Source organism: Rhodospirillales bacterium RIFCSPLOWO2_02_FULL_58_16 (assembly GCA_001830425.1).
Classification (GTDB): domain Bacteria; phylum Pseudomonadota; class Alphaproteobacteria; order Rhodospirillales; family 2-02-FULL-58-16; genus 2-02-FULL-58-16.
The window spans coordinates 76,310-88,895 of record MIAA01000032.1 but is presented as its reverse complement, the minus strand read 5'-3'; the positions used below and the strand labels follow the sequence as shown (position 1 = coordinate 88,895).

The following is a 12,586-nucleotide window of genomic DNA, read 5'->3' as shown; positions in this document are numbered from 1 at the left end:
CTCCTCCGCCCGGTTCGACGGCGGCGGGCTGTTCGGCGCCGCCTTCGTCTTTGGTAAAGGTTACTTCCAGGCGTCGCGCCGTAGCCGGCGGATTCTCCAATTGTGTTTTGAAGCGGACTCTGTCTCCGGGGGGAATTTGATCCGTAGATGACCTGACGTTTATCGACTGGATTTCTTCGTTTTCGGCGTTGAACAGCGATACCCGGATCAAAGGAATTTTGCGGGGTTGGTCGGATATATTAACAACGGTGCCGCGAATCGTCAGGATATCAATATTATCCTTCATCGTCCGGTCTGATTTAACGTCACGAATATTAAGTCCGGCGCCCAGGATTTCGGCGGAAAGGCCGATCATGGAATAAATACCGGCCGTGGCCGGCGCCAGGGCGACGACATACTCGCGCCCGAAAAATAGCCCGGAAATAACGGCAAGCATCAGAACTAACCCGCCGCCGGCGATGAGTTTGCCGCGACCGCCTTCCTTCGCCTCGACTTCATCCGGCACCAGGGAGTCGGGGACTGATTCAGGATCGGGCAAGTCTTCAGGGGCGACAACCTCGTCGTCTTCAAGGTTCTTATCGATATTTTCCGCTTGCTCAATCGGCGCCGGACCGTCACCGAACATATCGTCCAGTTGTTTCTGGGAGAGTTCGGGGCCGGGGTCGGGCGCAGGCGCAGGCGCAGGCGCAGGCTTCGGTTCGGGCGCAGGCTTCGGTTCGGGCGCAGGCTTCGGTTCGGGCGCAGGCTTCGGCGCAGGCTCCGGTTCAGGTTCCGGTTCGGGTTCCGGCTCCGGCTCCGGCTCCGGCTCCGGTTCGGGTTCAGGCTCCGGTTCGGGTTCAGGCTCCGGCTCGGGAGGGGGCGCCGGTTTCGGCTTGGGAGGAGGAGGCGGCGGCGCCGGTCGCTGCATCACCGGCTGCATCATCGCCGGCTGCTGTGCCTGATATTGCGCCGGGGCCATCCGTGGAGGAGCCGATTGAACCGGGATTTGATGCCACTTATGCCCGCACTTCGAGCAACGCACGGTCCTCCCCATGTTCCCCAGGGCGCCGGGGTCAATGGAATAATTCGTCGAGCACGCCGGGCAGGTTATGATCATTGTCTGTTTATATGCGGTTGTCTTTTATAACGTCAATCATGATGCGCTTTTTGGAGGCCTTTCAGACGTGGGCGTCGCCGGGATGCCCGTCGGTCGATTTATCTTTTTGGCCGACGTTCAGAGGATCGAAGAATTGGTAATCATTCTTGCCTGACTCCTTGATTCGGTAAAGAGCAAGGTCGGCGCACTTTAACAGGACATCCACATCGTCGCCATGATCGGGAAAAATACTGACGCCGACGCTGGTTGTGATGTTAAGGCGGTTATCCTCGATATCAAACGGCTTATTGAAAAGATCAATAACCTTATCGGCAATAATGGTTGCCTCTTCGCGGTTTTTCAGGCCGTAGGCAATGATGGTGAATTCGTCGCCTCCCATTCGTGAAATGGTGTCGCAATCCCTTAGTCCGGTCACCAGCCGATCAGCGATTTCCTTCAATAATAAATCTCCCGCATGGTGGCCATAATTGTCATTGATGCCCTTGAAGCCGTCCAGGTCTATGAAATAAAGGGCCGCCATGCCGTTCTCGCGGCGAGCCATCTTGATAATCTGCTTTACCCGATCAACGAACAAGGATCGGTTGGCAAGCCCGGTAAGATGGTCGTAGTGAGCCAGAAGCGAGATGCGCTTCTGCATCCGGTTGAAGGCGCGGGCAACCAGCCCAAGCTCATCGCGCCGACCCACCAGCATCTTTTCCGTAAAAGTCCCTGTCCGGCCCACCCTGACTACATGGCGCGTCATCGCCGACAAAGGGGTGATAATCAGATTTTGCAGCAGGTACATGATGATCGCCATCGCCGCCACCACCGTGATCGCCATCAAAATCATGGCCGACTTGATGGCCATGCTTCCCTGCGCGGTGATGTCTTTGGGCGAGCGGGTGTGAAGCAGGAGGGCCGGGTTGCCCGCAATATCATGGAATACGCCGTAAACGCTCAACTCGTTCTTATCGCCGTCGTCATCAGCTACAAGCCATTTACCGGGAGGCAAGGCGAGGGTTCGGCGTACGTTGTCATCGTGAACTTCTCCCGACGCCAAGGACACAACATCAGTCGGCACATGCACCCTCGCGGAAAGAGCGGCGGCGGCCTGATCATCGAGAAAACGGCCCATGATCAAGGCGCCGCGAATGGGGCCGGTTTTCCTGCTGGTGAGGATAGGCCGGGAAGAGACCAGCATGGGGCCTCTTTCCATCATGATCAGGCCGGTTATAACCGAATCGGTCGTGGCATGGGTAAGAAACGGACGCCACTTATCGAGACCGCTCTCGGGAAAATCCGCCAGGGTGATGAATTCCTTATTTCCTTGGTCGAACGCCTTTCCCCAGATGGTGCGCCCTTCGGCGTCAACAATGTACAACAGGCTCATGTTGGTCGAAGCAAACGTCACCGGGGTTAGATTGGCCTCTACATAGGATGGATCGCGGCTGATGACGAAGTTGTAGGTATCGTCCCATGTCGCCCAATCGAAGGTAAGTATGCTCAGGTTTTCCATGTCAAAGTGCAAGGCGTTCACAACCCGGCGCATGTCCTTCTCGGCGCCGAGCCGCTCAAGTTTCTGGAAGCTGGAAGAAACAGTGAGCAGCAGCACCACGGCATTAATCAACAATAATCCGCCGAACAACGCCGCCAGGACCGTCGCCACCTTGAACTTGATGGACATAAGTCACCTTCCCGGAGCGATCCTAGAAGGATTCTTGCTTGTACGCTACATTATGTTGCGACATTCAATTTTTAACAGAAAGTTGTCCGTCCGTAATAAAGATAACTTCATCGCCTTCCGCCGGAAACGGTTCCTGCTCGCCGAAATGGATGTAGCAGGCATCGCAGACGTTATCCGCTTTCTGACCGGCGCCGACTTCGATTTCCATTGAATCTCCTCCGTCGAGTTCGATGATCATTTGATAGGTCAGGCTATCATAATTCTCGATGCTCACCGCAAGGGCCGGAGCAAAGGGAACGGCAAAAAACATGGCCATAATGATTATGGGGAAGGTCTTGTTCATGAATCACTCCATATAGTCTGCTTGCCGGGGGCGGCGGACGGTCCTATAAAAGCTCTTTATATAGGGAATGATAAGAGTTTGGCATCATGTATCTGGTAACCGGCGGGGCCGGTTTCATCGGTTCCAATATCACGGCGGCGCTGGAGGAGCGGCGGTCGGGCAAAATCGTTGTCTGTGATCGTCTGCGCACAGGCGGTAAATGGCGCAATCTGGCTAAACGCGAACTGGCCGAGATCGTTCATCCGGACTGCCTGCCGGATTTTCTTGAGGATAATCGCAACGCTATTGAGGCGGTTATTCATATGGGCGCCGTTTCCACTACCACCGAGAGCGACGTTGACCTTATTATCGACACCAATTTCAAGCTGTCGCTCCGACTGTGGCGGTGGTGCGCCATAAACGGGGTGCGGTTTATTTACGCTTCTTCGGCGGCTACTTACGGCGACGGCGCGGCGGGCTTTGACGATGACGGGACGCCCGAGGCCCTGGCCAGGCTCAGGCCGATGAATCCCTACGGCTGGAGCAAGCACCTGTTTGACCGCCGCGTCGCCCGCATGATCATGGACGGCGACCCGCAGCCGCCTCAGTGGGCCGGGCTTAAGTTTTTCAACGTCTACGGCCCCAACGAATACCACAAGGGCGGACAGCAAAGCGTGGCGGCGCAGCTCTTCCCTCGCGCCCGCGCCGGTCAGCCGGCGCGACTGTTCAAGTCACACCGTCCCGACTACAAGGACGGCGGGCAGTTGCGGGATTTCATCTGGGTCGGCGACTGTGTTGACGTGGTGTTGTGGTTGCTGGAAAACGACCATGCCGGCGGATTGTTCAACTGCGGCGCCGGCAAGGCGCGCTCGTTCGCCGACCTGGCCGTCGCCGTTTACAAGGCGCTGGGCAAGGACGCAAAGATTGAGTTCGCGCCGACGCCGGAAAATATCCGCGACCGTTACCAGTATTTTACCGAGGCCAGGATGGATCGCCTTCGCAACGCCGGTTATGACAAGCCCTTCACGACGCTGGAGGAGGGCATCGCCCGATATGTCAACGGCTTTCTGAATGCCGATGATATGTATCGATGATCTTCGCCATCCCCTATCCCGGCATCGATCCGGTTATTTTCCAGTTCGGGCCTGTCTTGGGGCTGGGGCCGTTTCTTGTCCGCTGGTACGCGCTGGCCTATGTCTTCGGGCTGCTGCTGGCCTGGTGGTATATGCGCCGGTTGACCGCGCATCCCCCGCAGCCCGCCCTGGAGCATGACATAGACGATTTTATTACCTGGGCCACCGTGGGGGTGATCATCGGCGGCAGACTGGGCTATGTTTTATTCTACAAGCTCGGGTTCTTCATGGCCGATCCGATGGCCGTTCTCCAGGTATGGAAGGGAGGCATGTCGTTCCACGGCGGCCTGCTGGGCGTGGCGCTGGCGGGGCTGATATTTGTGCGCCGGCGCGGCATTCCCGTCCTGCCGTTCGCCGACATCGTCGCCTGCGCCTCGCCGATCGGCCTGTTTCTGGGAAGGCTCGCCAACTTCATCAACGGCGAACTTTTCGGGCGCGTTTCCGACGCGCCGTGGGCCATGGTTTTTCCCACGGGCGGCCCCTTTCCCCGCCACCCCAGTCAACTGTACGAGGCGATGCTGGAAGGGGTGGCGCTGTTCGTCCTGCTTCATCTGCTGTGGCGGAATGAATCCGTGCGCCGCCGTCCCGGCCTGTTGACCGGAGTCTTCCTTGTCGGATACGCCGCCTTCCGCGCCGTCGTCGAGTTGTTCCGTCAGCCGGACGTTCACATCGGTTTTCTTTCAGGCGGCTCCACCATGGGCCAGTGGCTGTCCCTGCCGATGGCCCTCATCGGCCTGTATCTGATTTTCCGCGCCCTAGGCAAGAACAGGGAGGCTTTATGACAAAGCTTGCCGATCTTCTGCGCCGCCGCATTGCCGACGAGGGGCCGCTGACCGTCGCGCAGTACATGAATGACGCCCTTTATCATCCCGACTACGGCTATTACACCGGCCGGGATCCGCTGGGCGTCGCCGGCGACTTCATCACGGCGCCGGAGATCAGCCAGATGTTCGGCGAGTTGATCGGCGTCTGGTGCGCCATGGCATGGAAGTCGATGGGTGCCCCCGACGCGATAAATCTGGTTGAACTCGGTCCCGGACGCGGCTCCCTGATGTATGATCTGTTGAGGGTGTCGGGCGTGGCCCCCGGCTTCGGCAAGGCCCTGCATGTCCACATGGTGGAGATCAGCCCGGCGTTGCGCGCCCGCCAGCGCGAGGCACTGGAAAACGCCGTCCCGGATAATGCGCCGACATGGCTTGATGATTTTTCGCAAACTCCGCAAGGGCCGCTACTGCTGATCGCCAACGAATTTTTCGACGCCCTTCCCGTTCACCAGTTCCAGCGCTCGGACAATACCTGGCGCCAACGTCTGGTCGATATCGACCGGCAGGGTAATTTCAGGTTCATCCTGTCGGCGCCGATACGCAAAGGGCCGGTGACGCTGCCGGGTCTGCCCCCCGGTCTGCCGGTGTTTCCCAACGGCCTTCCCGACGCCCCGGAAGGCGCCGTCATCGAGGTGTGTCCATCGGGCATTGCCGTGGCCCATGCCGTCGCCGAGAGGGTGACCGGCCATGGCGGCGCCGCCCTTGTCATTGATTATGGCCACGCCGTCAGTTCCTTCGGCGAGACCGTGCAAGCCCTCAAACGCCACGCCTATCACGACGTTCTGGTCGCTCCCGGCGACGCCGACATCACGGCGCATGTGGACTTTTCGGCGCTGGCCTTCGCCGCCGCCAAGGCGGGGGCGCGTCTTTACGGTCCCGTCCGTCAGGGCGATTTTCTGGAGAGCCTCGGCATCAGCGCCCGCGCCGAGGCGTTGAGCGCCGCCGCCACGCCCCGACAAGCCGAGGATATCCGCCTTGCCCACAAGCGTCTGACCGATGAGGATGAAATGGGCGCCCTGTTCAAGGTCATGGCCGTTACCGGCCCGGACCTGCCCGCCCCGCCGGGCTTCGCCTAAAGGGTGCGCCGTGATTATTGTTGAGAGCCTTGAGCGGCTTAACGGCGTGAGCCACGCCTTTTTTACCCGCCAAGGCGGCGTCAGCGCGGGCGTCTACGCCTCGCTTAATTGCGGCCCCGGCTCAAACGATGATATTGATGACGTGACAACCAACCGCACCAGGGCGCTGGCCGGGATGGGCTTGGCCGGAGCCTGTCTTCTCACCGCCGATCAAATCCATTCATCAACCGTTATCACCGCCGACAGGCCGTGGGGAAAGAAAGGCGCGCCGAAGGCCGACGGCATAGTCACCAAGATTCCGCGAATCGCCCTCGGCGTGCTGACCGCCGACTGCGCGCCCGTGTTGTTCGCCGACGCCGAGGCGCAAGTCATCGGGGCCGCCCACGCCGGCTGGCGGGGGGCCAAATCCGGCATCCTGGAGGCGACGGTGGAAGCGATGTGCGGACTCGGCGCCGACGCCGGAAATATCGTCTGCGCCGTCGGCCCGTGCATCGGGGCGAAATCCTACGAGGTGGGAAAAGAATTTTTTGCCGGGTTCATGGATGACGATCCTAAAAACCGCGACCATTTTTCCGCCGCGAACCGGGAAGATCATTATCTGTTTGACCTTTCCGCCTACGTCGCCAAGCGTCTCTTGAAACTCGGCCTCAGGTCCGTGGACAAAACCGCCGCCGACACCTTCGCCGATAAAAAGCGCTTTTTCAGTTATCGCCGCGCTGCCTTGAGCGGCGAAGAAAACTATGGCCGCATGTTATCGGCCATCGCGCTGACCGGGTAATCTGATGCCGGCGGCCATTGACGATGACTCGTTGTCGGCGGGGTTAGCTCAGTGTGTTTTAACCACGGAGGCACAGAGACACAGGGAAGGTTAAGCGAAATTTTCTTCCTGCTTTTTCTTTATTTATCTCTACCTTCCTCGGTGTCTCTGAGCCTCTGTGGTCTAAAAAACGGTATCGGCGGCAACCTCCCCCAACCCCTCCTTGCCAAGGAGGGAAAAGTGTACAGAATTAACTCCCCCGCTTACCTCCCCCGATATGCCTCCACCCCCTGATCGGGAATCCACAAGTCGGCGGGAGGAGCGCCGGTCTGGTAGAAGACATCGATGGGGATGCCGCCGCGCGGATACCAGTAGCCGCCGATGCGCAGCCATTTGGGCTTGGCCGCCTTGATTATCTTGTCGGCGACGGCCAACGCGCAGTCCTCGTGGAAAGCGCCGTGATTGCGGAACGAGGCCAGAAAAAGTTTCAGCGACTTGCTCTCGACGATCAGGGCGTCAGGCACATAGTCGATGACGATATGGGCAAAATCGGGCTGGCCGGTAACCGGGCACAGCGAGGTGAATTCGGGACATGAAAAGCGCACCAGATAGTCCTTGTCCGGGTGCGGATCGGCCACCGTTTCCAGCACCGCCCGCTCGGGGCCGTCCGCAATTTCCGTCCTGCTTCCAAGCTGGGTCACCGTCAAACCTCCTCTATGTCGCCCATCGTCTGCCGGGCGGAGAAGCCTTCGGCGAAGGCGGCGAATTTTCCCTCGCCTATGGCGCGTCGCATGTCCCTCATCAGGTCTTGATAATAATGCAGATTGTGCCAGGTCAACAGCATTGACCCCAGTATTTCTTCAGACTTGGCAAGATGGTGCAGATAGGCGCGGCTGTAGCCGGCGCAGGCCGGGCAGGAACATTCTTCGTCAAGCGGCCGGGGGTCGGCGGCGTGGCGGGCGTTGCGCATGTTGACGGCGCCGCGTCGGGTAAAGGCCTGGTTGGTGCGCCCGGAGCGGGTCGGGATCACGCAGTCAAACATATCAACGCCGCGCCTTACCGCGCCCACCAGATCATCCGGTTTGCCGACGCCCATCAGATAGCGGGGCTTGTCGGACGGCAACAGAGGAACGGTAAAATCCAGCACCCGGAACATGGCGTCCTGCCCTTCGCCCACCGCCAGACCGCCGACGGCGTAGCCGTCAAAGCCGATATCCTGAAGCGTTTTCGCCGACTCGACGCGCAAGTCATGATAGACGCCGCCCTGGACGATGCCGAACAATCCGTAACCGGGACGCCCATGAAAAGCCGCCTTGCTGCGCGCCGCCCAGCGCATGGACAGCCGCATGGATTGTTCGGCCTGTTCCCCGGTCGCCGGAAAGGGCGTGCATTCATCCAGAACCATCGAGATGTCGGAACCCAGCATACGCTGGATATTGACGGCCCGCTCCGGGGTTAATTCGTAGCCGGAGCCGTCGATGTGGGACTGGAAGACGACGCCGTTCTCGCTCATTTTCCTCAGCTTGGACAGGCTCATGACCTGGAAGCCGCCGGAATCGGTGAGGATCGGTCCCGGCCAGTTCATGAATTTATGCAGCCCGCCGAGGGCTTCCACCCTTTCGGCGCCGGGGCGCAGCATCAGATGATAGGTGTTGCCGAGAATGATCTGAGCGCCGGTCTCCGCCACCGCCTCGGGCGTCATCGCCTTGACGGCGGCGGCGGTCCCCACCGGCATGAACGCCGGCGTGTCAATGATCCCATGAGCGACGGCAAGCCTGCCCAAGCGTGATGCGCCGTCGGCGGCCATAAGCTCGAAGGATAAACCGTTCACGCCTTCTCCTCCCTCTCCAGCAAGCAGCAATCCCCATACGAATAAAAGCGATAGCCTTTGTCGATGGCGTGTCGGTAAGCCCGCTTCATGGCGTCAAGCCCGGCGAAGGCGCTTACCAGCATGAACAGGGTGGAGCGGGGAAGATGGAAGTTGGTCAGCATCATATTTACGGCCTTGAAGCGGTAGCCGGGAGTTATGAAGATGTCGGTCTCGCCGGTAAAGGGCCTTATCGTCCCGTCTTCGGCGGCGGCGGTTTCCAGCAACCTCAGGCCGGTCGAGCCGACCGCTACTATCCGTCCGCCTCGGGCGCGCGTCCGGTTGACGGCGTCGGCGGCGTCGGGCGATATTTCGCCGCTCTCGGCGTGCATCTTGTGGTCTTTGATGGCCTCCGTCCTGACCGGCAGGAAAGTGCCGGCGCCGACATGCAGGGTCACAAAAACATGTTCGATCCCGTGCGCCGCCAGCGCCGCCATCAATTCCGGCGTGAAGTGCAGGGCCGCCGTCGGCGCCGCCACCGCTCCCGGCTGCCGGGCGAACATGGTTTGGTAGTCAAGGCTGTCCTGAGCGTCGGCCAAAGCGGGGCGCTTGATGTAGGGAGGCAGCGGCATGGCGCCGAAGCGTTCCAGCGCCGCGCCCAGGGATTCATCGTCCATGGCGAAATCAAGGGTTACTTCGCCGTACTCGCCCTTGGCCGCAACCCGCGCCGACAGGCCGGGGGCGAAATCGATATCGTCGCCGGGATTCAGCCTGCGCGCCGGACGGGCGAAGGCGCGCCAGACGCCGGGAGCGTCCCGTCGGTGCAAAGTCGCCTCTACGCCGCCCCGACCGCGCCGCCCTTTCAGCCGCGCCGGAATCACCCGCGTATCGTTAAAGACCATGATGTCGCCCCGGCGCAGCAGGCCGGGCAGGTCACGAACCGACAGGTCGCGGAGGCCTTCGCCTACCGCCAGCAGTCGCGCCGAATCCCTGGGCGACGCCGGCCGCCGGGCGATCAGGTCGGGGGGCAGGTCAAAATCAAACAGGTCAACTTTCATCGCTCAATCAAACAGATCAGAATGGCTTCCCGTTCTGACCAGGATCAATTCCCGGTCATCGTCGGAGTAATCCCATATCAAGAGCCAATCCGGTTCAATGTGACATTCCCAGCACGGCTTCCAAATTCCTTTTAGCGGATGAGAGTCGTGTTTTCTTTCAAGGTCATTCCCCTTCTGGAGGGCGTCGATAATCGTTTCAAGCTTGTCGATGTTTTTTCCGCGTTTTGCAGTTCTCTTTAAATCTTTTTGGAACTGTTTTTTTATGCGGATTTCATACATCGGCGTCCTTCCTTATCTCGGAAAAACTGCCGTATGTCCGCTCCTCCGGCTCCGCCAGGATAGCTCTCATCGTCTCAATGTTCGGCACTTTGGCGTCAAAAGGAAGCCCGCCGCCGGCCACAACCCAACGATAATACATACGCACGGCCTCGGAATTACTGATGCCGAGTTCCTTGAATACCGCCTCGGCATGCTGCTTCAGGTCCGGCTCAATACGAATTCTCAGGGTTTCAGTTCTCATGATAGCCTCCATTTTCTGACAGTGTACCCCAAAAGGGGTGCGCTATCAAGTCGGACGGCGTTTCGCCTTATACCAATTCGCTTTCTATAGATTGGCATTGGAAGACGAAGTAGCATAACTCACGCAAAGACGCTAAGACGCTAAGAAAGACAAAATGAAGAATGGGTCCAAACTTTGCGCCTTCGCGTCTTGGCGTGAGATTATTTTTGATACTGATTTATAGAAGACGAAGTAGTATTATTTCCCCGACCGCTTCCTTCGCGCCGCCAGTGATTCGTTCTTGCCGGGGTCAATCCACCAGGCGTTGAACTGGGCGCCGCGCAGCGGCGTGGCCTCCGGCATGCCGAATTTATCCCACAGGGCTATGCGTTGGTAGTCAAGGTGCCAATGGGGAATGACGTAGTGGCCCCATTGCAGAACCCGATCCAGCGCCCTGATGTGGTTGACCAGACTTTCGCGGTCAGGGGAGGCGATCAATTTTTCCACCAGTTCATCGACTGCCGGATCGGCGATGCCGATAACGTTGCGGCTGCCGGGACGCGCGGCGGCGTCGCCGGTCCAGTAGTTGCGCTGCTCGTTGCCCGGCGACAACGACTGGCCCCAGGAAAAGACCGTCATGTCGAAGTCAAAAGTTTCCAGCCGCTTGATGTACTGGGAGCTGTCAACGGTGCGCACCCGCATCCTGACGCCCAGCCTCTCCAGGTTCTTGGCGAAGGGCAACACCACCCGCTCGAAGGAGGGACTGACCAGCAGGACCTCGAAGTCAAGGGGTTCTCCGGTTTTCTCACGCACCCGCTTGCCGTCCCTGATCACCCATCCGGCATCCTTCAGCAAACTGTCGGCGGCGCCGAGGTTAGCGCGGATATTGCCCGAGCCGTCGGTGGCCGGAGGCTGGTATTCCCTGGTGAACACTTCATCAGGCGCCCTGCCCCGATAGGGTTCAAGGATCGCCAATTCATCGCCGGAGGGCAGGCCGGTCGCCGCCATTTCCGAGTTGTCGAAATAGCTGCGGGTGCGCACATACTGGCCGTAAAACAGGTTCTTGTTGGACCAGGCGAAGTCAAAAGCGTAGGCCAAAGCCTGACGCACCCGCGCATCCTTGAATATGTCGCGGCGGATATTATAGGCAAAGCCCTGAAGACCGGCGGGCATCTTGTGCTTGACCTCCAGCTTGCGGATCAGGCCCTCGCGGACGGCGGGGATGTCGTAGGACATGGCCCAGTTCTTGGAAATGTTCTCAAGGCGCATGTCGAACTCGCCGGCCTTGAAGGCTTCCAGCGCCACCGTGTCGTCCCGGTAGTAATCATACTCATAGGCGTCGAAGTTGTTCTGGCCCCGGTTGACGGCGAGGTCTTTGCCCCAGTAGTCGGCGACCCGCCTGTAGGTGACGGTGCGGTTGGCCTCGAAGCTCCCTATTTTGTAAGGACCGCTGCCCAGGGGAGGCTCAAGGGTCGTCTTGTCGAATTCCCGGCCTTGCCAGTAATGCCTGGGCATTATCTCCAACTGGCCGAGGATCAGCGGCAGTTCCCGGTTATCCCCCGGCTTGAAGGTGAACTTGACGCGACGCTCGGATGTGGCCTCGGCCTTTTCCACGCCTGCGTAGTAGAAGCGGAAAGTGGGCTGGCCCTTCTCAACCAGAATGTTGAAGGTAAAAACCACGTCTTCCGCCGTTACCGGCTTGCCGTCATGCCAGCGCGCCTCGGGCCTCAGGTTAAAGGCGACCCACGAGCGGTCCTCAGGCAATTCAATCGTTTCGGCAAGCAGTCCGTATTGGCTGAAGGCTTCATCGGCGCTGTCGACCATCAGGGTGTCATAGATCATGTTTATGCCGTCGGCGGCCTCGCCCTTGATGATGAAACCGTTGAAGCTGTCAAAGCCGCCGATGGCCGCCATCTTGACCGCGCCGCCTTTGGGAGCGTTCGGATTGACGTAAGCGAAATGAGTAAATTCCGGCGGATATTTGACTTCGCCGTGCATGGCGATGCCGTGACGGGGAACAACATCGTCGGCACCGGCCGGGGCGACGGCGAAGATCAGCAGCAGTAATATTGCCGGTAAAAGTCTCATCCCGCCAATGCCTCCAGGGCCTGGGCATGGATTTTTCTGTCGCCGGCGGCCAGCACCCGTCCGTTTGAGCGGATGGTCAACTCCTCGCCTTGCCAGTCGGTGAAGACGCCGCCTGCGCCTTTGATTACCGGCGACAGCGCACAGAAGTCATAAGGTTGCAGGCCGGCCTCGCAGACTATGTCAACCGTGCCGTTGGCCAGCAGTCCGTAAGCGTAGCAGTCGGCGCCGTAGACGGCGCTCCTTGATTTTTCGCGCAGCCGTTC

Annotated in this window: 12 protein-coding genes and 2 pseudogenes (2 of these 14 cut by a window edge); 4 read left to right on the top strand and 10 right to left on the bottom strand. The window is 59.5% G+C overall.

The window, feature by feature from the left end; genetic code table 11:
• The 3 genes and pseudogenes from A3H92_10660 to A3H92_10650 form a co-directional block, all read right to left on the bottom strand.
• Positions 1 to 958, bottom strand: a pseudogene (locus tag A3H92_10660) (hypothetical protein) (it extends 122 nt beyond the left edge of the window).
• Between the two features lie 199 nt (positions 959 to 1,157).
• The gene (locus A3H92_10655; GenBank protein ID OHC74502.1) at positions 1,158 to 2,759 is read right to left on the bottom strand and encodes a hypothetical protein; all 1,602 of its coding nucleotides are present in this window, start codon (positions 2,757 to 2,759) and stop codon (positions 1,158 to 1,160) included.
• A 64-nt stretch (positions 2,760 to 2,823) separates the two neighbouring features.
• Positions 2,824 to 3,102 carry a hypothetical protein gene (locus A3H92_10650; GenBank protein ID OHC74501.1) on the bottom strand — a complete coding sequence of 93 codons (279 nt, stop codon included), beginning with the start codon at positions 3,100 to 3,102 and terminating at the stop codon, positions 2,824 to 2,826.
• Between the two features lie 86 nt (positions 3,103 to 3,188).
• Here A3H92_10650 and A3H92_10645 point away from each other — a divergent pair, with 86 nt between their 5' ends.
• From A3H92_10645 to A3H92_10630, 4 genes are read left to right on the top strand one after another with little or no spacing between them, the layout of a single operon-like run.
• Positions 3,189 to 4,175, top strand: coding sequence for an ADP-glyceromanno-heptose 6-epimerase (locus A3H92_10645; GenBank protein ID OHC74500.1), 987 nt, complete (start codon positions 3,189 to 3,191; stop codon positions 4,173 to 4,175).
• Positions 4,172 to 4,996, top strand: a complete 825-nt coding sequence (locus A3H92_10640) for a prolipoprotein diacylglyceryl transferase (protein OHC74499.1) — start codon at positions 4,172 to 4,174, stop codon at positions 4,994 to 4,996. Before A3H92_10645 ends, A3H92_10640 begins: the two co-directional genes overlap by 4 nt.
• A complete protein-coding gene (locus tag A3H92_10635; protein OHC74498.1) occupies positions 4,993 to 6,114 on the top strand; it encodes a methyltransferase in 1,122 nt (373 codons plus the stop codon). Before A3H92_10640 ends, A3H92_10635 begins: the two co-directional genes overlap by 4 nt.
• 10 nt (positions 6,115 to 6,124) lie before the next feature.
• Entirely contained in the window at positions 6,125 to 6,892 is a 768-nt protein-coding gene (locus A3H92_10630) for a polyphenol oxidase (GenBank protein OHC74497.1), read from the top strand.
• 242 nt (positions 6,893 to 7,134) lie between these two features.
• Here A3H92_10630 and A3H92_10625 read toward each other — a convergent pair whose 3' ends face one another.
• From A3H92_10625 to A3H92_10595, 7 genes and pseudogenes are all read right to left on the bottom strand, one after another.
• Positions 7,135 to 7,578, bottom strand: a complete 444-nt coding sequence (locus A3H92_10625; GenBank protein ID OHC74496.1) for an NADPH-dependent 7-cyano-7-deazaguanine reductase QueF — start codon at positions 7,576 to 7,578, stop codon at positions 7,135 to 7,137.
• Positions 7,575 to 8,678, bottom strand: a complete 1,104-nt coding sequence (locus A3H92_10620; protein ID OHC74529.1) for a tRNA guanosine(34) transglycosylase Tgt — start codon at positions 8,676 to 8,678, stop codon at positions 7,575 to 7,577. The genes A3H92_10625 and A3H92_10620 overlap by 4 nt, the downstream gene beginning before the upstream one ends.
• 20 nt (positions 8,679 to 8,698) lie before the next feature.
• Positions 8,699 to 9,736 carry a tRNA preQ1(34) S-adenosylmethionine ribosyltransferase-isomerase QueA gene (locus tag A3H92_10615; protein ID OHC74495.1) on the bottom strand — a complete coding sequence of 346 codons (1,038 nt, stop codon included), beginning with the start codon at positions 9,734 to 9,736 and terminating at the stop codon, positions 8,699 to 8,701.
• Positions 9,737 to 9,739: 3 nt separating this feature from the next.
• The gene (locus A3H92_10610; protein OHC74494.1) at positions 9,740 to 10,015 is read right to left on the bottom strand and encodes a hypothetical protein; all 276 of its coding nucleotides are present in this window, start codon (positions 10,013 to 10,015) and stop codon (positions 9,740 to 9,742) included.
• On the bottom strand, positions 10,008 to 10,256 hold the full coding sequence (locus A3H92_10605; protein ID OHC74528.1) for a hypothetical protein: 249 nt from the start codon (positions 10,254 to 10,256) through the stop codon (positions 10,008 to 10,010). The genes A3H92_10610 and A3H92_10605 overlap by 8 nt, the downstream gene beginning before the upstream one ends.
• Positions 10,257 to 10,493: 237 nt before the next feature.
• Positions 10,494 to 12,323 carry a hypothetical protein gene (locus A3H92_10600; GenBank protein OHC74493.1) on the bottom strand — a complete coding sequence of 610 codons (1,830 nt, stop codon included), beginning with the start codon at positions 12,321 to 12,323 and terminating at the stop codon, positions 10,494 to 10,496.
• Positions 12,320 to 12,586 (bottom strand): annotated as a pseudogene (locus A3H92_10595) (histidinol phosphate phosphatase); it runs 441 nt beyond the window's last position. Before A3H92_10595 ends, A3H92_10600 begins: the two are co-directional and overlap by 4 nt.

Bases quoted from the DNA above. Each gene is read 5' to 3' on its own strand.
- A3H92_10655 (OHC74502.1), bottom strand. From the start codon at position 2,759: ATGTCCATCAAGTTCAAGGTGGCGACGGTCCTGGCGGCGTTGTTCGGC.
- A3H92_10650 (OHC74501.1), bottom strand. From the start codon at position 3,102: ATGAACAAGACCTTCCCCATAATCATTATGGCCATGTTTTTTGCCGTT.
- A3H92_10645 (OHC74500.1), top strand. From the start codon at position 3,189: ATGTATCTGGTAACCGGCGGGGCCGGTTTCATCGGTTCCAATATCACG.
- A3H92_10640 (OHC74499.1), top strand. From the start codon at position 4,172: ATGATCTTCGCCATCCCCTATCCCGGCATCGATCCGGTTATTTTCCAG.
- A3H92_10635 (OHC74498.1), top strand. From the start codon at position 4,993: ATGACAAAGCTTGCCGATCTTCTGCGCCGCCGCATTGCCGACGAGGGG.
- A3H92_10620 (OHC74529.1), bottom strand. From the start codon at position 8,678: ATGGCCGCCGACGGCGCATCACGCTTGGGCAGGCTTGCCGTCGCTCAT.
- A3H92_10615 (OHC74495.1), bottom strand. From the start codon at position 9,736: ATGAAAGTTGACCTGTTTGATTTTGACCTGCCCCCCGACCTGATCGCC.
- A3H92_10610 (OHC74494.1), bottom strand. From the start codon at position 10,015: ATGTATGAAATCCGCATAAAAAAACAGTTCCAAAAAGATTTAAAGAGA.
- A3H92_10605 (OHC74528.1), bottom strand. From the start codon at position 10,256: ATGAGAACTGAAACCCTGAGAATTCGTATTGAGCCGGACCTGAAGCAG.
- A3H92_10600 (OHC74493.1), bottom strand. From the start codon at position 12,323: ATGAGACTTTTACCGGCAATATTACTGCTGCTGATCTTCGCCGTCGCC.